Annotated in this window: 15 protein-coding genes; 9 read left to right on the top strand and 6 right to left on the bottom strand. The window is 69.5% G+C overall.

The annotated features are described in order from the left end of the window. Nucleotides 1–10: 10 nt before the first annotated feature. Complete coding sequence (locus ABFX55_RS01275) at nucleotides 11–1,828, bottom strand: beta-galactosidase (RefSeq protein ID WP_346116769.1); 1,818 nt, start codon at nucleotides 1,826–1,828, stop codon at nucleotides 11–13. Between the two features lie 103 nt (nucleotides 1,829–1,931). Here ABFX55_RS01275 and ABFX55_RS01270 point away from each other — a divergent pair, with 103 nt between their 5' ends. From ABFX55_RS01270 to ABFX55_RS01245, 6 genes are all read left to right on the top strand, one after another. Next, a complete protein-coding gene (locus tag ABFX55_RS01270) occupies nucleotides 1,932–3,110 on the top strand; it encodes an ROK family protein (RefSeq protein ID WP_346116768.1) in 1,179 nt (392 codons plus the stop codon). 113 nt (nucleotides 3,111–3,223) lie between these two features. Continuing rightward, nucleotides 3,224–4,495: an ABC transporter substrate-binding protein gene (locus ABFX55_RS01265; protein WP_346116766.1), complete on the top strand. Its 1,272-nt coding sequence runs from the start codon at nucleotides 3,224–3,226 to the stop codon at nucleotides 4,493–4,495. Nucleotides 4,496–4,608: 113 nt separating this feature from the next. Beyond that, entirely contained in the window at nucleotides 4,609–5,508 is a 900-nt protein-coding gene (locus ABFX55_RS01260) for a carbohydrate ABC transporter permease (protein ID WP_346116764.1), read from the top strand. Beyond that, nucleotides 5,508–6,368: a carbohydrate ABC transporter permease gene (locus tag ABFX55_RS01255; RefSeq protein WP_346116763.1), complete on the top strand. Its 861-nt coding sequence runs from the start codon at nucleotides 5,508–5,510 to the stop codon at nucleotides 6,366–6,368. Before ABFX55_RS01260 ends, ABFX55_RS01255 begins: the two co-directional genes overlap by 1 nt. Nucleotides 6,369–6,579: 211 nt before the next feature. Beyond that, a complete protein-coding gene (locus ABFX55_RS01250; RefSeq protein WP_346116761.1) occupies nucleotides 6,580–9,582 on the top strand; it encodes a glycoside hydrolase family 3 N-terminal domain-containing protein in 3,003 nt (1,000 codons plus the stop codon). Between the two features lie 70 nt (nucleotides 9,583–9,652). Next, on the top strand, nucleotides 9,653–10,342 hold the full coding sequence (locus ABFX55_RS01245; protein ID WP_346116759.1) for a helix-turn-helix domain-containing protein: 690 nt from the start codon (nucleotides 9,653–9,655) through the stop codon (nucleotides 10,340–10,342). A gap of 202 nt (nucleotides 10,343–10,544) precedes the next feature. On the opposite strand, the gene ABFX55_RS01240 is transcribed toward ABFX55_RS01245, so the two are convergent. Both ABFX55_RS01240 and ABFX55_RS01235 read right to left on the bottom strand, forming a co-directional pair. Then, the gene (locus ABFX55_RS01240) at nucleotides 10,545–10,925 is read right to left on the bottom strand and encodes a VOC family protein (RefSeq protein WP_346116758.1); all 381 of its coding nucleotides are present in this window, start codon (nucleotides 10,923–10,925) and stop codon (nucleotides 10,545–10,547) included. Between the two features lie 234 nt (nucleotides 10,926–11,159). Continuing rightward, nucleotides 11,160–11,471 (bottom strand): hypothetical protein, encoded by a 312-nt coding sequence (locus ABFX55_RS01235; RefSeq protein ID WP_183646932.1) that lies wholly within the window; start codon nucleotides 11,469–11,471, stop codon nucleotides 11,160–11,162. 137 nt (nucleotides 11,472–11,608) lie between these two features. Between ABFX55_RS01235 and ABFX55_RS01230 the strand changes: the two genes are divergently transcribed. Further along, the gene (locus tag ABFX55_RS01230; protein ID WP_346116756.1) at nucleotides 11,609–12,106 is read left to right on the top strand and encodes a beta-class carbonic anhydrase; all 498 of its coding nucleotides are present in this window, start codon (nucleotides 11,609–11,611) and stop codon (nucleotides 12,104–12,106) included. Here ABFX55_RS01230 and ABFX55_RS01225 read toward each other — a convergent pair. Both ABFX55_RS01225 and ABFX55_RS01220 read right to left on the bottom strand, forming a co-directional pair. Further along, on the bottom strand, nucleotides 12,103–13,533 hold the full coding sequence (locus tag ABFX55_RS01225) for an amino acid permease (RefSeq protein ID WP_346116754.1): 1,431 nt from the start codon (nucleotides 13,531–13,533) through the stop codon (nucleotides 12,103–12,105). The two genes, ABFX55_RS01230 and ABFX55_RS01225, sit on opposite strands and share 4 nt — an antisense overlap. 385 nt (nucleotides 13,534–13,918) lie before the next feature. Beyond that, on the bottom strand, nucleotides 13,919–14,992 hold the full coding sequence (locus tag ABFX55_RS01220) for a class I SAM-dependent methyltransferase (protein ID WP_346116752.1): 1,074 nt from the start codon (nucleotides 14,990–14,992) through the stop codon (nucleotides 13,919–13,921). A gap of 662 nt (nucleotides 14,993–15,654) precedes the next feature. Here ABFX55_RS01220 and ABFX55_RS01215 point away from each other — a divergent pair. Further along, nucleotides 15,655–16,152 (top strand): hypothetical protein, encoded by a 498-nt coding sequence (locus tag ABFX55_RS01215; RefSeq protein ID WP_346116750.1) that lies wholly within the window; start codon nucleotides 15,655–15,657, stop codon nucleotides 16,150–16,152. An 845-nt stretch (nucleotides 16,153–16,997) separates the two neighbouring features. On the opposite strand, the gene ABFX55_RS01210 is transcribed toward ABFX55_RS01215, so the two are convergent. Next, nucleotides 16,998–19,052 carry a DNA gyrase/topoisomerase IV subunit B gene (locus tag ABFX55_RS01210; RefSeq protein WP_346116748.1) on the bottom strand — a complete coding sequence of 685 codons (2,055 nt, stop codon included), beginning with the start codon at nucleotides 19,050–19,052 and terminating at the stop codon, nucleotides 16,998–17,000. 247 nt (nucleotides 19,053–19,299) lie between these two features. On the opposite strand from ABFX55_RS01210, the gene ABFX55_RS01205 reads away from it, so the two are divergent. Then, the gene (locus ABFX55_RS01205) at nucleotides 19,300–19,530 is read left to right on the top strand and encodes a DUF7455 domain-containing protein (RefSeq protein WP_312895525.1); all 231 of its coding nucleotides are present in this window, start codon (nucleotides 19,300–19,302) and stop codon (nucleotides 19,528–19,530) included. Nucleotides 19,531–19,569 lie beyond the last annotated feature (39 nt).

The following is a 19,569-nucleotide window of genomic DNA, read 5'->3' as shown; positions in this document are numbered from 1 at the left end:
CTGCGGGGGCTCACACCCGGAACAGGTCCGTAGGCTCGCCCGTTTCGCTGCGTCTGCCGCCGAGGCTGACGGCGGCTCGGACGGCCGAGCCCAGGAAGGCGTTGCGGCCCTTGACCAGGTGGCCGTCCAGGTTCCCTTCGACCAGCCTGATCAGGGCGGCGCCGCCCCTGCAGGTGACCACCTCGAGCGTCGCGCCTCCGAGCTCCACCTCGATCGGCTCGTCGTTGTCGCTGTGGGCCAGGACCGTCACGTAGCCGACCTCCTTCGACGGGTGGACCCGCAGGTAGGCGTCGGCTCTCCCGCGCGCCACCCTGACCGAGGGCTCGGGGAGCGGCTCCTGCGCGCGGCCCTCGACGACCAGCCTGCCGCCGCCCGCGACGTATCCCGACAGCAACTCCTGGACCCGCTCCTCCATGGCGGGGCCCGCGGGCACGGTGAGCGTCGCGTGCGCGGCCAGCCGCTCGGCCGTGACCTGCTGCAGGTCGAGCAGCGCGTAGTCCAGGCCGGCCGCGCGCATCCTGTCGTGGTAGGAGCGCAGCGCGGCACCGCACGCGCCGGTCCCCGCGTACGGCGGGTACAGTCCGAAGGCGCCGCCCGTCACAGGCGCGCACTCCAGGAACTCCGCCCCGTGCCTGGCGAAGAAGGCGGACAGCGCCTTCACCACCGGCGCCTTCTCCGTGGCCGTCCCGTCGGCGGCGATGGGCGCGCAGTCCGGGTACGGCGGAGCGTGCGCGGCGTCGAGCGCGTCGGACCACGACGAGGTCGAGACCCCTGTGTAGACGTTGAACCCGGTGGCTCCCGCGGCCATCGCGAGCAGCGTCTGGTGGAAGCTGGTCGTGGCGTCGGCGTAGGCGCGGTCGTAGAGCTCGGAGAAGCCCCAGTTCTCCTCCAGGTTCGGGCCGGGCGCGAGTTTGGCGGCGATCACGTAGCGGGCGTGCGCGTCGGGGTCGGCGGAGACGACGCCCATCCAGTTGGTGAACCCGTAGTGGATGCCGTCCCAGGTGGCGGGGCGCACCCTGGCCAGCCAGTCGTCCAGGTGGGCGACGGTCGGCGGGTTGAGGTTGACGATCACGGGCACCCGGCAGCCGACCGCCTCGCTCCAGCGCCGGTACACCTCGGCCAGGTACTCCGCGTGGAAGCGTCCCCAGTCGGCGCCTTCGGGCGCTACCTCGTCCAGGGTGGTGAACGCGGTGCCGTGCGAGCGGTTGTAGGTCTCGGGCGTGCCGTACCACTCGCGCAGTCTGGCTCTGAAGAAGGCCAGGCCCGAGGGGCTGTAGTCGTAGGAGGTCAGGGGCAGCGCGCCGTTGGTGTACAGACCCTCGTTGGCGATCTGCATCATGATCACCGGGCCGTCGGGGTGGGTGGCGGCGTCGAGCACCTCCTTGCCGACCGCGCCCAGCCACTGCGCGGCCCGGTCGGAGAAGGCGGCTCCCAGCGGCGCGGGCAGCGGCCGCCCTCCCCAGCACAACGGCTCGCCCGCCGAGTCGAGGACGGGCTCGAAGGAGGAGACCCAGTCGGGCAGCCCGCCGTAGTTGGTCTCGGCGTGGATGAAGGGTCCAGGCTTGGCGATCACCTTGAGCCCCAGCTCATGGCACAGGGCGAGAAAGCGGATCACGTCGGTGAAGTCGGGCGGCACGTCGGGGTCAGGCTGGTGGTGCCGCCAGGGAAGATAGCTGGTGATCACCTCGATGCCCAGGTGGTCGCGGAGAGCGCGAAGGCGGTCGGCCCAGACCTCCGGCCGGTCGCGGTAGTAGGGATAGTCAGCGGTGACGAGCACTCGGGGCACGCCGTCGACGGCGGTGACGCCGTCTCGAACCTCAATCGTCATGCCGCTACTTATTTCACATCTCGTAAATACTGACCACACCCTCCGCTGACTTAATTCGTGACGTGATCTAAGATGACCGCAGTGATCGGGAAGGATGACGGCCATGATGTCGGGACCAGAGCGCAGGACCGTCAGAGACCTGAGGCGCGGCAACCGCGCGATCTTGCTGCGCGCGCTCTACTTCGGCGGGCCCGCCTCCCGGCAGGAGCTCACGGGCGCGACCGGCCTGAGCGCGGCCACCGTCAGCAACGTGACGGCCGGCCTGCTGGCCGAGGGCGCGATCGTCGAGGCCGGCCTGGTCGAGTCCGACGGCGGCAGGCCAAGGGTGCTGCTGCGCGTCAACCCCGAGCACGGTCACGCGATCGGTGTGGACGTCGGCGAGACCCACGTGCGCGTGGAGCTGTTCGACCTGGCGATGACCGAGCGGGCCAAGGCCGACTACGCGCTGCGACCCGCCAGGCACGAGGCCGGGCTCGTGGCCAGGCACATCCTCGCCGGCATCGACGTCGTGCTGGCGGAGGCGGGGGTCGGCCGCGAGCGGATGCTCGGCGTCGGCATCGGCGTGCCCGGCATCGTCGAGCACGGCCCCGCCGCCGTCATCCACGCCCAGACCTTCGGCTGGGAGTCGGTCCCGCTGGGAACGCTCCTGCGCGCCGGCACCTCGCTTCCGCTGTTCGTCGACAACGGGGCGAAGACCATGGGCCAGGCCGAGCTGTGGTTCGGCGCGGGCAGGGGGGCCAGGCACGCGATCGTGGCCCTGGTCGGCTCGGGCGTCGGCGCCAACATCGTCACCGACGGCGTCACCTACAGGGGCGTCACGGGAAGCGCCGGCGAATGGGGCCACACCACTGTCGTGGTGAACGGGCGCAGGTGCAGGTGCGGGGCGCTCGGCTGCCTGGAGGCCTACGTCGGCGCCGAGGGCGTCCTCGGCCGCTACGCGGAGGCGGGCGGGGTGATCACCACCGACGACGAGCAGGTGGCGCTTGCCGCGCTGCTCGAGGACGGCTCGGCCGCGGCCCGCCAGGTGGTCGAGGAGACCGTCGCCTACCTGGGCGCGGGGCTGGGCAACCTGGTCAACCTGTTCAACCCCGAGCGCATCGTGGTCGGCGGCTGGGCGGGGCTGCTGCTGGGGCGCAGGCACCTGCCGGCGCTGCGCGAGGCGGCCGGACGGCACGCGCTGGCCCAGCCGTACCGGCAGACGACGATCGAGCTCGGCGAGCTGGGGCCCGACGCGGTGGCGCTCGGCGCGGCCACGCTGGTGATCGAGAGCTTCCTGCAGTGATCACACCACTGTTACAGCAGCGTTACCACTTTTTTTACGCCTTATATTGATGTGAAATCTAAGCCGCCGTATGGTCTGGGCAACTTTCGCCCCGACTTCGGAGGTGCTGCGCGATGCGCGGACTGATCGCTCCAGCCGTCACCGCCTTACTTCTCACCAGCCTGGCCGCCTGTGGCGGACAGAGCGGACCGACGGCGAGCAAGGGCCCCGCCGAGAAGACCAAGATCGTGATCGCGACGTTCAACGACTTCGGCTACCAGAGCCTCTACCAGGAGTACGAGCGTCTGCACCCCGACATCGACGTGGTGGAACGCGTGGCCGCGGCCGAGGAGCACCACCGCAGGATCGCCACCAGCCTGGCCACCGGCAAGGGCGCCGCCGACATCGAGGCGATCGAGGAGGGCTGGATCGGCCAGTTCAAGGCCCAGCCCGACAAGTTCGCCAACCTGCTCGACCTCGGCGCCGGCCAGATCAAGGACCGGTGGCCCGCCTGGAAGTGGCAGACCTCGATCTCCAAGGACGGCAAGCAGCTCGGGCTCGGCACCGACGTCGGCGGCCTGGCCATGTGCTACCGCACCGACCTGTTCGAGAAGGCCGGCCTGCCCACCGACCGCGAGGAGGTCTCGGCGCTCTGGTCCACCTGGGACGGCTACATCGAGACCGGCAAGAAGTTCGCCGCGGCCAAGCTGCCGAAGACGGCCTTCTTCGACGGCCCCGTCGTGATGTACCGCGCCGTGCTCGGACAGGCCGACGTCGGGCTCTACAACACCGACGACACCGTGGTCGTGGAGACCAACCCGGCCGTGCGCGCCGCCTTCGACAAGACCATCCAGGCCATCGACGCCGGGCTGTCCGCCAAGATCACCGCCTGGTCCGCCGACTGGAACGCCGGCTTCCAGCGCGGGTCGTTCGCCACCATCGCCTGCCCGTCGTGGATGATGGCCTACATCCAGGAGCAGGCCAAAAACGCCGCGGGCAAGTGGGACATCGCCAAGATCCCCGGCGGCACCGGCAACTGGGGCGGCTCATTCCTGACCGTGCCCAAGCAGGGCAAGAACCAGCAGAAGGCCTTCGAGCTGGCGAGCTGGCTGACCGCGCCCGAGCAGCAGGCCAAGGTCTTCAGGTCCAAGGGCAACTTCCCCTCCACCACCAAGCTCTACACCGACCCGGTGATCACGGAGTTCAAGAACCCGTTCTTCAACGACGCCCCCGTCGGCAAGATCTTCTCCGAGTCGGTGGCGACGATGAAGGCGCAGTACCTGGGGCCCAAGGCAGGCGACATCAACACGGCGATCAACAACGCGCTGGGGCGGGTGGAGCAGGGCAAGCAGTCGCCCACCGACGCCTGGAACCAGGCGCTGGTCGAGATCAAGAAGATCCTTTAGCGCGCCCGACCCCGCCGGGACCAGGACCCGTCGAGACACGCGGCCGACGGGTCCATGGCCGCTCGACCGGAGCACGTCCCTCGGAGGGACGTCGCGTTCCGAGAGGAGATCTCGTGATCCGTTCGTGGTTGTACCGCGCGGACGTGAAGGCGTCGCCCTATGCCTACGTCCTGCCCTTCTTCCTGCTCTTCGCCGCGCTCGGCGCCTTCCCCATCCTCTACACCGGCTGGGTGTCGCTGCACGACTGGAGCCTGCTGGAGGACCAGCACACCTTCCTCGGCCTCGGCAACTACGCCGAGCTCCTCGGCGACTCCTACTTCTGGAACGCCCTGTTCAACACCGTCTCCATCCTGATCCTGTCCACCGTCCCCCAGCTGCTGCTGGCCCTCCTGCTCGCCCACGTGCTGAACGGCAGGCTGCGCGGCCAGACGTTCTGGCGGGTGAGCATGCTGCTGCCCAACATCACCAGCGTCGTGGCCGTCGCGATCATCTTCGGCCAGCTCTTCGGCCGCGACTACGGCGTCGTCAACTGGCTCCTCGGCCTGTTCGGCGTGGGCCAGATCGACTGGGCCGCGGGCACCGCGACCTCGCACATCGCGATCTCGACCATGGTCATCTGGAGGTGGACGGGCTACAACGCGCTGATCTACCTGGCCGCGATGCAGGCCGTGCCGCAGTCGCTGCACGAGGCGGCGATCATCGACGGGGCCACCTCGCTGCAGCGCCTCAGGAAGATCACCATCCCGGCGATCAGGCCGACGATCATCTTCACCGTCATCGTCTCGACCATCGGCGGCATGCAGATGCTGGCCGAGCCCCTGCTGTTCGGCGGCGGCCAGCCGACGGGCGGCAACGACCACCAGTTCCAGACGCTGACCCTCTACCTGTTCGAGGCCGGGTTCGGCAGGTTCGACTTCGGTTACGCCTCCGCGACCGCGTGGCTGATGTTCGTCGTGATCGTCATAGCGGCCGGGATCAACTACCTGTTCGTCCGCAGAATCCGGAGCAGTTGATGGCGACCCTCACCCAGACCCTCGTCCAGGTCAGGCGCAAGGGGCTGCCGAGGCCCGGCCGCCTGACCTACCTCACCCTGACCGCCATCGCCTTCTTCTCCGCCTTCCCCCTCTACTACAGCGCCGTCGTCGGCTCGCTGGACAACTCGGCGCTCGGCCAGGTGCCGCCGCCCTTCCTGCCCGGTGGCAACCTGATCGGCAACATCCAGCGGGTGTTCACCACCGTCCCGTTCGCCACCGCGCTGATCAACTCGGCGATCGTGGCCACCTCGATCACCGTGAGCGTCATGCTGCTGTCGACGCTGGCCGGGTTCGCCTTCGCCAAGCTGCGCTTCCGCGGCAGGAACGGCCTCTACCTGGCAGTCGTGGCGACCATGATGGTGCCCACGCAGCTGGGCATCATCCCGCTGTACATGCTCATGGCCGACATCGGCTGGATCGACACCCTGTACGCGGTCATCGCGCCGAACCTGGTCAGCGCGTTCGGCGTGTTCTTCATGACGCAGTATCTGTCGGCCGCCCTCCCGACGGAGCTGCTCGAGGCCGGCAGGGTGGACGGGTGCACGACGTTCGGCCTGTTCTGGCGGGTCGTGCTGCCGCTGGCCAGGCCGGCCGCCGCCGTGCTCGGCATGCTGACCTTCATGAACGCCTGGAACGACTTCTTCTGGCCGCTGGTCGTCCTGACCCCGGAGAACCCCACGGTCCAGGTGGGCCTTTCGGCCATCTCCAGCGGCTACTCCGTCGACTACTCCTTCACGCTGGCGGCCACGACCGTCGCCACGATCCCGCTGCTCGTCGTGGCGATGCTGTTCGGCAAGCAGATCATCCAAGGAATCATGCAGGGAGCCCTCAAGGGATGACCACTGACCCGAGCTTTCCCGACGGCTTCAGGTGGGGCAGCGCCACGGCGGCCTACCAGATCGAGGGCGCGTCCACAAGCGCCGTACCCCAAGGAGAGCGCGCTCTGGCTGCGCGACGCGATCAGAAAGAACGCCTTGACGTGAATGCACCGCACGCCTTGAATGCGGGATGGTGCGCTCAAGAGAGCGCTCTCTTTATCCAGGAGGCGCAGTGACCCCCCGACGCATCGGCGCCCTCAGCGCGATCACCCTGCTCTTATCGGCCTGCCTGGCCACCGCCGCGCAGGCGGCCGCCCCGCTGACCGTCACCGACTTCGAGAGCGACACGCTGCCGCCCGGCGTCGTGGCCTGGGGCAACGACGGCGCTTCCACCCCCACGCTCAGCATCGAGACCGACACCAGCCGCGTGCTCAAGACCGTCTACAACGTCAGCCAGTGGGGCGGCTGGTCGCACGACCTGCCCGCCGGCCAGGACTGGACACCGTACGAGGGCTTCGCCTTCTCCGTGAAGGGCACGGGCTCGGGCCAGAAGATCTTCTTTGAGATCAAGGACGGCGGCGGCGGGCCGGGCAGCTCGGAGCTGTTCGAGTCGTCGTTCACCGACACCGAGGCGGGCTGGCGCCGCGTCGAGGTGAAGTTCGCCGACTTCGTCAGGCGCGGCGACTACCAGCCCGGTGGCGCGCCCACCGACGGGCAGCTCGACCTGGAGACGATGTGGGGCTACTCGATGCGCCTGCCGTCCGCCTCCTCGGGCACGCTGCTGTGGGACGACGTCCAGGTGTACGGCACCGCGCCGCCCCGCCCCGTGCGCCTGACCACCACCGCGCCCGTCTACCCGGTCAAGGAGAAGGGCTCGGCGCAGGTCGGCGTGGCCGTCTCCGCCGTCCCGCCCGCCGACCTGACCGTCCACTACAAGACCGGTTCCGGTACGGCGACCGCAGGCTCGGACTACACCCCCGCCGAGGGCACGCTGACCTTCCCCGCGGGCACGCCGGCGGGAACGGTGAAGACGTTCACGGTCACCACCAAGGGCGACTCCGACGCCGAGGTCGCCGAGACCATCCCGATCGTGCTGTCGGGTGAGGGCGTCACGCCGCCCGCCGACGACGCCGTCGTGGTGATCGACGCGCACGGGCTGCCGTACCTCGACGCCCGCAAACCGGTGAAGCAGCGGGTGGCCGACCTGATGGCGCGCATGACCCCGGCGGAGAAGATCGGCCAGATGACGCAGGCCGAGCGGGGCGCGCTGGCCAAGCAGGACGACATCGCGACCTACCTGCTCGGCTCCCTGCTGTCGGGCGGGGGCTCGGCGCCGGCCACCAACACGCCCAAGGGCTGGGCGGACATGGTCGACGGCTACCAGCTGCGCGCCCAGCAGACCAGGCTGCAGATCCCGCTGATCTACGGCGTCGACGCCGTCCACGGCCACAACAACGTGATCGGCGCGACGATCTTCCCGCACAACGTCGGCCTGGGCGCCACCCGCGACCCCGCGCTCGTGGAGCGGACCGGCAAGATCACCGCCAGGGAGGTCAAGGCCACCGGCATCCCGTGGAACTTCGCGCCGTGCCTGTGCGTGTCGCGCGACGACCGCTGGGGCAGGGCCTACGAGTCCTTCAGCGAGGACCCCGCACTCGTCTCGCGGATGGCCTCGATCGTGGACGGGCTGCAGAAGAACGGCGTGCTGGCCACGGCCAAGCACTACGTGGCCGACGGCGGCACCGCCTTCGGCTCCTCGACCACCGGTGACTACACCATCGACCAGGGCGTCTTCACCGGCAGCAGGGCCGAACTGGAGGCCATCCACCTCGCGCCGTTCGTCGAGGCGGTCAGGCGCGGCGTCGGCACCGTCATGCCGTCCTTCTCCAGCGTCGGCGACACCAAGATGCACGCCCACAAGGAGCTGATCACCGACGTCCTCAAGGGCAGACTCGGCTTCAAGGGCTTCGTGATCAGCGACTGGCAGGCCATCGACCAGATCCCCGGCGACTACCCGAGCGACGTCCGCACGTCGATCAACGCGGGACTCGACATGATCATGGTCCCGTACGCCTACGTGAGCTTCGTCGACACCCTGACCGCAGAGGTCGCCGCCGGGCGGGTCGCGCAGTCCAGGATCGACGACGCGGTCTCGCGCATCCTCACCCAGAAGTTCGAGCTCGGCCTCTTCGAGCACCCCTACGCCGACCGGTCGGGCCTGCCCGACGTCGGCTCGGCCGAGCACCGGCAGGTGGCCCGCGCGGCGGCCGCCAAGTCGCAGGTGCTGCTGAAGAACGACGGCGGGCTGCTGCCGCTGCCCTCCTCCGCCAAGGTGTACGTCGCCGGCTCCAACGCCGACGACCTCGGCAACCAGGCCGGCGGCTGGACGATCAGCTGGCAGGGCTCCTCGGGACCGATCACCGAGGGCACGACCATCCTGCAGGGCATCAGGGGGCGCGCCGCCTCCGTCACCCACTCGGCCGACGCGTCGGCCCCGCCGGCCGGTCATGACGTCGGCGTGGTGGTCGTGGGCGAGACGCCGTACGCCGAGGGCTTCGGCGACGTCGGCCGCCAGGGTCGCACGCTCGACCTGTCGGCCGCCGACCGCGCGGCCGTGGACAAGGTGTGCGGGGCGCTCAGGTGCGTCGTCCTCGTCGTGTCGGGACGGCCGCTCTCGCTGGGTGACCTCTCGGGCGTCGAGGCGGTGGTCGCGTCATGGCTGCCGGGCACCGAGGGCGCGGGCGTGAGCGACCCGCTGTTCGGGGCCGTGCCGTACACCGGCAGGCTGCCCTTCTCCTGGTTCCGTACGGCCGGGCAGCTGCCGCTCAACGTGGGCGACGCCGCCTACGACCCGCTCTTCCCCTACGGCTGGGGCCTGCGCACCGACCTTGCGAAGCCGCGCCTCAAGGCGGTGCGCGACCAGCTGGCCAAGGGCGACGGGACGTCCAGGGCGGCCGCGGCGGCGTTGAGCGTCGCTCTGGCCTCGCGCAACTGGACGGCGGACGGGTCGGTGCGGGACGCCAGAGTGGTGCTGACCTCGCTGGGCGTGGCGGCTGCGCTGCTGGAGCGCTCGCGTAGCGACACGTTCGCGCAGGACGACGCGGTGGTGTCGGTGGCGAGGGACGTCGCGCAGGCGGCCGGGCGCAGGGCCGACCTGCAGGCGGCGGCGGATCACGAGCTGGCGGCAGGAAACCTCAGGAAGGCCGTGGACCTCCTGACCCAGGCGACCCGCTGACCGGCCAGAAGGGGCGGGCCGCGCGCTGCGCGCCCGCCCCGTTTGGCTACGGTGCCGAAGATCGTCTAGCGTGGATCTTTCCGTCCGCACCCCCCGAGCGGAGAGGACCTCCGTGCCAGGCTCGAGCGCCACACCCTGGACGGCCGCCTACACCCTCCTGGTGGCCGACAACGTCCGGCATCACCGAACCCGTCAGGGCCTCAGCGTGCAGAAACTCGCCGACCGCTGCACGGCCATGGGCCTGCCCATGGAGCGCTCGAACCTGGCCAAGCTGGAGAGCGGCCACCGAGCGTCGGTCACCGTCCCCGAACTGCTCGTGCTCGCCCACGCGCTCAACACGCCGCCGCTGCTGCTGCTCGCGCCACTGGGCCGCGCCGACAGCGTGGAGATCCTGCCCGGAGTCGAGGCCGCGCCGCAGGAGGCGGTCTTCTGGCTGGACGGCACCGCGCCCCTCGTCCACGGCGACGACGAGGGCGCCGACGCTCGCGCCGAGCTCCAGTCGCTGCGCGACCACCAGCGGCTCGTGGACGAGTGGTCGGCTCACACCCGCGCGGCCAGGGCGGCCCGTGCCCGCGCCGAGGACGAGAAGGATCCGCACAGGGCCGCGTGGGCCGAGGCGGCACGGGCGCAGGCCGAGCAGGCGGGCCACGCCGCCGACAAGATCGGCCACCTGCGCGAGAGCATCAGGCTACGAGGGCTGCCCCTTCCTGACGTCCCGCCCGGCCTCACCCACCTCGACGGCCATCCCTTCTCGTCGTGAAGGGGAACCCCGTCGAACACGGCCTAACCACCGTCGCGACCTCGCGACCTGACCACCGTCGCGACCTCGCGACCTGACCACCGTCGCGACCTCGCGACCTGACCACCGTCGCGACCTCGCGACCCTGACCACCGTGACGGCCTCGCCCTGGCCGGGTCGCGGTCCCGCGGCCCGGTCGGAGGTCGCGGGCGGCAGGGGGCGGTCAGCCGTCGTCGGCGAGGCACAGGCAGAACGGGTGCCCCTCAGGATCGAGGAAGACGCGGAAATCGCCCTCCTCGCTCGGCTGGAACTCGTGCTTGGTGGCGCCGATGGCCAGCACCTGCGCCTCCGCCTTCTCGAGATCGTCGACGGTGACGTCGAGGTGGAACTGCTGCGGCATCTCGGCGCCGGGCCAGGCCGGCGGGCGGTAGTCGTCGACCTTCTGGAAGGCCAGGCGGGGGAAACGGCCGCCGTCGCTGACCACCACCCAGTCGTCCTCGTCTCCCGTGACCTCCCAGCCGACCAGTTCGGCGTAGAAGCGGCCCAACCGCTGTGGGTCGGCGCAGTCAAGGACGGTCGAGCGCATCCGCGCGATTCCCGACATCGAGCTCTCCTCTCCTCCGTGCTCGCTGTTGATACACGGGCCTACCGACATTCCCAGGAAGGGCGGCCCTATCCCAGGACCGCGCGGCGTCCTGCGGTGATCGCGATCGCGGAGGACACCCATGGTGAAGCCCGGAGCTGGGGGCACGGCACGACGAGATGAGACGGCGTGGGCGTACAGGAGGGGTTACCACGCCGTCTCACGCGGCGGCGGCCAGAACCCCCAGCTCCGGTGTCAGGCGGACGCGGTGACGGCGGGGAGAGCGAGCAGGAGCTCATGCGGCTCACTGCCCGACCAGTCGCGGATGAAGCGAGCCCCCTCCTCACCAGGAGCGAACTCGTCGAACCCGAGAGGCCCGAAACACCCGGCCTTCTCCAGCATCTCGATGAGCGGGTCGTCCTCGGGGAGGCTCTCGGCGTAGGCGGCCGCGTCGAGCAGCGCCAGGGCGCAGCGGGCGTTGTGCCCGTCGTCGGCCGCCTCGACCCGGTCCAGGCGGCGACGCCCCTGCGCGCGCAGGTACGCGGCGAGCGATTCGGTCCTACTCACGTTCATCCTCTGAGGTCACACACGTTGGGCAACGTCATCATCACGCAAGGTGAGCAGTGATCGTGGCTTCTTCCACAACTTGCCGCCAATCAGCCCCCGGAAACCATTACGAAACGGGCATGCGGAATCATCAAGGCATGACTGCGTTCGACGACCTCCTCGCCGCCAACGAGACGTATGCCCGGACGTTCGCCTACTCGGGCCTCACGGGTAGAGCAGCGCGCGGCCTTGCCGTCGTGACCTGCATGGACTCCCGCATCGACCCCCTCGGCCTGCTGGGCCTGCGGGCCGGTGACGCCAAGATCCTGCGCAACGCGGGAGCCAGGGTCACCGACGACGTCCTGCGTACCCTCGTCCTGGCGGTGTACCTGCTCGGAGTCCAGCGGGTGCTGGTGATGCCGCACACCGACTGCGGGATGGCGAAGGTCTCCGACGCCGACGTGCACGCCCTCACCCAGAAGAACGGTGTGGACACCCGCAGCCTGGAGTTCCACACCGTGCCCGATCAGGACGCCGCCCTCCGCCACGACCTGACCCGCATCAGGACCAGCCCCTTCCTTCCCGCCGAACTGCCACTGGCGGGGGCGATCTACGACGTCCACACGGGCAAGCTGATGCCGGTCGAAATGCCCTAGCGCCTTTCGCCGCGCTCGGTGTTGAGCGCGGAGTGACGGCGACTGTAGAGGAAGTAGATGATCAGGCCGATCAGGAACCAGACGGCGAACCGCAGCCACGTCGAGGGCGCCAGGAACGTGATCAGCCAGATCGAGAAGATCACACCGATGGCCGGCACGACCGGCATGCCGGGCACGCGGAAGGTGCGGGGCAGGTCCGGCTGCCGGTAGCGCAGGACGATCACCGCGACACACACCACCACGAACGCCAGCAGGATCCCGATGTTGGTCAGCTCCGCGGCCTCCCTGATCGGGAGGAAGCCCGCGATGACCGCGGAGGCGACGCCGACGATCCAGGTCACCCTGGTCGGCACCCTGCGTACGGGATCCAGCTTGGCGAACCATTGCGGCAGCAGGCCGTCCCTGCTCATGGAGAACCACACCCGGGTGACGCCGAGCATGAAGGTGAACATGACGGTCAGAATGCCGATGATGGCGCCGACCGCGATGATCCCCGCCAGCCCTGACAGGCCCACCGAGGCGAACGCCGTGGAGAAGCCGCTCTCGGGGTCGATCTCCGTGTATTTCTGCATGCCGGTGAGCACCAGGCAGGCCAGCACGTACAGCACCATGGAGATGACCAGCGAGTAGATGATCGCTCTGGGCATGTGCTTCTGGGCGTCCCTCGACTCCTCCGCCGCCGTGCTCATCGCGTCGTAGCCGAAGACGGCGAAGAACACGGTGGCCGCGCCGGTGATCGCCCCCGCGACCCCGAAGGGGAAGAACGGCGTGTAGTTGGCGGTGTTGATGTGGAAGTAGCCGACCACGATCACGAGCAGCACCACGGCCACCTTGATGATGACCACGATCGTCTCGAACCTGGCCGCCGTCTTGATGCCGAGCGTGAGCAGGAACGCGATCAGCAGGCACAGCACCACCGCGAACAGGTCGACGACGCGCCCCTCACCGGTGCCCGGCGCGCCGAGCATCCAGGCGGGCAGATCGATGCCGAGCTGACCGACCAGGAAGCCGAAGTAGCCCGAGATGCCGATCGCGACGACCGCGACGATGGCGGTGTACTCCAGCAGCAGGTCCCAGCCGATGAACCAGCCGACGATCTCCCCGAGTACGGCGTAGCTGTAGGTGTAGGCCGACCCCGCCTTCGGGATCATGCCCGCGAACTCGGCGTACGAGAAGGCCGCCGCGGCGCTGGCGATGCCGGCGATCAGAAAGGAGATGAGGACCGCGGGCCCGGCCGTCTGGTTGGCGACCGCTCCGGCCAGCGCGAAGATCCCGGCTCCGATGATGCCGCCGATGCCGATGGCGGTGAGCTGCCAGAGGCCCAGCGTACGAGAGAGCTCACCCTCGTGTTCCGTGGCGATCTGGCTGACCGGTTTGCGGCGAAGAATCCCCGATCCACCGCCAAATGAGTCCTGCGTTGACATCATGGCGACCGCCTCCCCCCTTTCACGGTAGCCACAGGCATGGCACGAGGAGAAGGGGCAGGTCAACGGGGCGATCGGCGCGAAACCGGCTTGGATGGCGTCTCAAGGATCGTGTGAAGTCCCGGCGACACGGGCGGCACCGGGCCCGCGCCTCGGTCCGCCACCCTGGGTACGGGATCTGGGACATTACGAAGGCTTAGCCGTCCGGTGGCCCCCGCCCTACCCGCCCACGCGGCCCCACCTCCCGGCTCCCGGCTCCCGGCTCCCGGCTCCCGGCTCCCGGCTCCCGGCTCCCGGCTCCCGGCTCCCGGCTCCCGGCTCCCGGCTCCCGGCTCCCGGCTCCCGGCTCCGATGATGCTGCCGTCGGTGCGGGGTTGGCGTGTCCGTGTCAGAGGCTGAGTTCGTAGACGTTGTTGAACGGGTCGTCCACCGGCAGCCGTCTGACCTCGGCGAAACCCGCCTCGAGCGCCATCGCCCGCAACCGGCCCTCCGGCAGCCCGCAGGTGCCGAGCCCCGCGCCGCCGCGAGCCAGCGAGACGGGCAGGCAGTAGGCCAGACTCAGTCCGTAGAGCACCGTGCCCATGGGGCCGACGTTGTCCTGGCTGCGGTCGGCGCAGTTGATGTCGACGCACACGTAGCGACCGCTCGGCTTGAGCCCGTCGTGGATGGCCCTCAGCAGCCCTGCCGGATCCGCCGAGTCGTGCAGCACGTCGAACGTGGTGATCACGTCGAACGGGCCGGGCAGCCCTGCTGCGCCGTCGTGCATCTCGAACCGCACCCTGTCGCCCACCCCTGCCTGGCGGGCGTTCTCGGTCGCGGCCTGGATCGCGGGCTCGTAGCGGTCGAGGCCCACCAGCTCACAGTGAGGGAACGCCTGCGCGAGCTTGATCAGCGCACGTCCCTGCCCGCAGCCGACGTCACAGACCCTCGCTCCCACCTCCAGCGTGGTGCGCACCTCGGGCATGAGCGGCAGCCAGACCGGGACGAGTTGGTGCTCGAACCAGGGCGCGGTGAAGCGCTCGATCGCCTCGGCCGCCTCCTGGCCGTACAGCTCCTGCCGGACGCCCTCTCCCGAGCGGAACGCCTCCAGGAGCGCGTGGAAGCTCTCGCCGAACTTGGTGGAGTAGTCGAAGAAGGCGGCGCCCATGAACATGGTCCCCGACTCCTCCGCGAGCACGGGCACGTGATCAGCGGGCATGGCGTACCTGCCGCCGTTCGCGTCGAAGGTCAGGTACCCGGCGGCGGCCATGCCGTCCAGCCACTCGCGCAGGTAGCGCTCCGCCAGCCGGGTGCGTTCGGCCAGCTCCACGCTGGTGGCCGGTCCCGCGGCGGCGAGGTCCTTGAACAGGCCCAGCCGATCGCCGATGGCGGCCATGAAGATGGCGTTCGCGCCGACGTAGTCGCCGAACACCTTGTCCATGAACTCCTCAGCCGGCGCCGTGCCGTCCGTCTGGCTTGTCATCTCGCTCTCCCCCGATCGTGAGCGACCCACCCGGCATCCGCCTGCGGGACCCTCCGTACCTCCCCAGGTCATGGCCTTGGCATGTCTCTCGCGTACGGGAGGCAGCCATCCGCGGGCATCGCCAGGTCAGCCGCGTAGGCGCTGCCGCGAGGGCGGGGATGACCGGGGCGGGAGGCCGGCGGACGGCCAGGTCACCTACGTCCAGGGAGACGAAGGGACGCGCATCACGCTTGAAGCCGGCCACGTGATCGACCGGCGTCGGTTCACCGAAGAGATCGAAGTGTCGCCATGCGCGACGATCTGACCAATGTCTCTGGGGCGCTCGAGCCCCATCTGGTGATCGCCTGACCGCGACGGTCCCCGATCTTTCAGGATTCAGTGATCATCTCTACCACCAGGTCATGCGTTCAGGCTCCGCGGAGGCCGGTTACACGCATGGACGTCATGACGTGTCCCGTGGATTTGCAATTCATGACGATTCAGGAGCTCGTCATCCACCGAACCGGTCTACGTCTGACCGCCATCAAAGATCGACACGCCCTGAAAGGGGTACCGCAAGAAGCGCGTCATGAGCCCCAGAACGGCATTATGGGCGTGCACGCAACGGCCGAACCGTCCACCCGAAACCGAAGATCACCGATCCAGAGAGCGAGTCGTCCCCCATGAGCGACTTCCCCCCGACGGACGAAGGACCCCTCAGCTTCACCTTTCCAGGCGACCACACGGACACGGTCCCGTCGCTTCACCTGCTCGCCCTGGCGGGCACCCCAGACTCGTCGTACGAGCGGATCCGCCCGCAGCTGCGCGACACTGACACGTTGGCCTTCTGGCCGATGGTCGTGAACGGTGTGGACGTGGTCGCGGTCGGGATGAACGAGAAGGCGTTCCCGCTCGATCGTGAGAACGCCACCCGGCTCACCTACCTGCTGGGCCTCTCTGACGACGCCCCGCACCAGTTCGTGGTGTCCATCGACTGCGACCCCGCCAACCCGGACTTCCTGAGCGTCGAGGTCGGGCTCGGCTGGGTCGAACTCCGGCTGTACCAGGATCGGGTGTACACCGGCGTCCGCGTGATCATCCCCGCCGACCGCTGCGACGAGGTGCGCGAGGCGCTGACCACACTGACCGCGCTGCTCCCACAGGTCCAGCACGTCGCCTGAAGGGAGCGCGATCTGGGCCTGGGCAACGTTCGGATCAACGGCATCGGGTGCGACACCTTCATGGCGATCGAGGCGGATCGCCCGCTCACCCCTCGCCTACCCCATGCCGGCCAAGGGCCATCAGCACGGTGATCACTCGTTCGCCGCGCGGTCGCGGCCGGCTCGTGAGCCTGTCCGATCTCCTTTGGCGGGTGGGTCTCCGCGACGATCTCCTTTGGCGGGTGGGTCTCCGCGACGACAGGCAGGATGGCCGCTCGGTCGACGTACGCGGCCGTCGCGGTGAGGCCGGCTTGCCGGGAGCGTGCCGGCAGGTACCCGCAAGCGCGGCCCTGACGTGATGATCGACCGCGTGGCGTACGCCATCCCGCTCCTGGCGGTGGTCATCGTCTGGCCGCCGCGGCGCAGCGGCCCGACGACAGCGCCCGATCCTCATCACAGCCTGGGTCGCGGGCCACTTCACGGCAGGTGTCCCCGTAGCAGCCCGGGGCGCGGTTGCTCCCCGACGGGCCCACCAAGGCGCCCCCGCCTGCCCCGGCACCAACGCGACAGAGGGGACCGCGACCGCCAGGGCACCACCCCAGCGGCACCGCCGCAGCGCATCGCCCCAGCGGCACCACCCCCAGGCACACCGCCCCAGCAGCATCCAGGGACACCACTCCAGGAGCGCCGTCACAGAGGCGCCGTCACAGAGGCGCCGTCACAGAGGCGCCGCCATAAGGGCGCAGGGGGAGGTGGGCTCCCCCTGCGCGACCAGCCGAGCCGCCTGTGGCGAGGCCCGTTTCCCAGCCCGTGGAGTTCGAGGACCGTAATGCCAGACGTAGCCGACGGTGGCGAGGTGCGGGGGCCTACGCGTCGATGTGGTCGCGGTCCACTTCGGCGGCGCTGTTCACGATGAACTCCCTGCGCGGGGCCACGTCGCTGCCCATCAGGAGGGCGAAGATACGCTCCCCCGCCTCGGCGTCCTCGATGCGAACCCGGCGCAGGATGCGGTGGCGCGGGTCCATCGTGGTCTCGGCCAGCTGGTCGGCGTCCATCTCGCCCAGACCCTTGTAACGCTGTACGGGGTCCTTCCAGCGCTTGCCGCGCCGCTCGAGATCGCGCAGCACCTTGTGGAGCTCGGCGTCGGAGTAGCAGTAGATGTACTTGTCCTTGCCCCGCCCCGGGTTGGTCAGCTCGATGCGGTGCAGCGGCGGCACGGCGGCGAAGACGCGGCCGGCCTCGACCATGGGCCGCATGTAGCGGTGGAAGAGCGTCAGCAGCAGGCAGCGGATGTGCGCGCCGTCGACGTCGGCGTCGGCCATCAGGATGATCTTGCCGTAGCGGGCGGCGTCGATGTCGAAGCTGCGGCCCGAGCCGGCGCCGACCACCTGGATGATCGCGGCGCACTCGGCGTTCTTGAGCATGTCGGCCACGGAGGCCTTCTGCACGTTGAGGATCTTGCCGCGGATCGGCAGCAGCGCCTGGAACTCCGAGTCGCGGGCCAGCTTGGCGGTGCCCAGCGCGGAGTCTCCCTCCACGATGAACAGCTCGCTGCGGTCGACGTCGTCGCTGCGGCAGTCGACCAGCTTGGCGGGCAGCGCGGAGTTCTCCAGCGCGCTCTTGCGCCGCTGGTTGTCGCGGTGCTCGCGGGCGGCGATGCGCGCCTTGGCGGCGGCGACGATCTTCTCGAGCGCGGCGCGCAGCTGCTGCTTGAGCCCGCGCGACGGGTTGGCGAACACCTCTTTGAGCTCGCGGGAGACCACGTGCGAGACGATGCGCGTGGCCGCCGAGGTGCCGAGGACCTCCTTGGTCTGGCCCTCGAACTGCGGCTCGGGCACCCGGACGGTCACCACGCCCGTCAGGCCCTCGAGGATGTCCTCCTTGGTGACAGGGTCGTCGCCGTTCTTCAGCAGCCTGGTCTCGCGCAGGACCTCGTTGATCGTGCGGACGAGGCCGCGCTCGAAGCCCGTGATGTGGGTGCCGCCCTTGGGGGTGGCGATCACGTTGACGAACGAGCGGATGGTGCTGTCGTAGCCCTTGCCCCAGCGGATGGCCACGTCGACGGTGAGCTCGCGCTGCACCTCGGTCGGCGTCATGTGGCCCTGGTCGTCGAGGACGGGCACGGTCTCGTGGAAGTGCCCGACGCCCTGCAGGCGCAGCACCTCGCAGACCGCCTCGTCGCGGGCGAGGAACTCGGTGAACTCGGAGATGCCGCCGTCGAAGCGGAACTCCTCGGTCTTGCCCTCGTGGATGAGGGCGAGCGTGAGGCCGGGGACGAGGAAGGCGGTCTGGCGCAGCCGTACGTGGATCTCGTCGATGGAGACCTCGGCGTCGGGCAGGAAGATCTGCTTGTCGGCCCAGAAGCGGACGCGGGTGCCCGTGACGCGCTTGCGCAGCTTGCCGCCGTCGCGCAGGCCGGACTTCTTCTTGAACTTGGCCGCGGGGCCGTCGCCGTCGAAGACGCCGGGCACGCCGCGCCTGAAGCTGATGAGGTGGACCTGGCCGTCGCGGTCGACCTCGACGTCGAGGCGGGACGACAGCGCGTTGACCACCGAGGCGCCGACGCCGTGCAGGCCGCCGGAGGCCGCGTAGGAGCCGCCGCCGAACTTTCCTCCCGCGTGGAGCTTGGTGTAGACGAGCTCGACACCCGGCAGACCGGACTTGGGCTCGAGGTCGACGGGGATGCCCCTGCCGTCGTCGCGGACCTCGATCGAGCCGTCGGCGTAGAGCTCGACCTCGATGCGGGTGCAGTGGCCCGCGAGCGCCTCGTCGACGCCGTTGTCCACGATCTCCCAGAGGCAGTGCATCAGCCCGCGGCTGTCGGTGGACCCGATGTACATGCCTGGACGCTTGCGGACCGCCTCGAGGCCCTCAAGCACCGACAGGTGACGAGCTGTGTAACCCGCCTCCACTACCGTCACTCCAGCTCCTCTGGTCTAGCCATCGAACACGTGTGCGTAGCCTACCGTTCTTCCCGCCTGCGCGCGTACAAGCTTGCCATCGGGTCACGTTTGCCGTTACCAACGGGGCCTTGGACGTTACCTTCCGCCACATTCTGCTCTGGGCGTAGAGAGGCCGTGATTGGGAACGTCCAGGTCCGGTTAGATGTTGTCTCAAGTGACTGACGCCAGATCCTCGCTTCGGCGGGGGTGACCCGAAAGGCGATACGTGACTGGAGCTCTCGCCCCCGTTAAGCCGCTGACGGCCCTCGACCGTTGCGACCGTTGCGGCGCCCAGGCCTACATTCGCGCGACCCTGCCAGTGGGCGGGGAGCTGCTGTTCTGCGCCCACCATGGGCGTCAGCACGTAGCCGTGTTGCGTGAGAAGGGCGCCGAAATCCTGGACGAGTCGGCTCGGCTCAGCGAACCCAAGGTAACCGCACCCAGCGACGATCGCTGATCTCTCAGCGTTCGACGCGATGACATAACCCCATATGGC

Origin of the sequence: Nonomuraea roseola (assembly GCF_039535395.1) — a bacterium.
In the GTDB taxonomy this organism is placed as follows: Bacteria; Actinomycetota; Actinomycetes; order Streptosporangiales; family Streptosporangiaceae; genus Nonomuraea; species Nonomuraea roseola.
The sequence above is the reverse complement of the archived record's forward strand: the minus strand, read 5'-3'. Positions and strand labels throughout refer to the sequence as shown.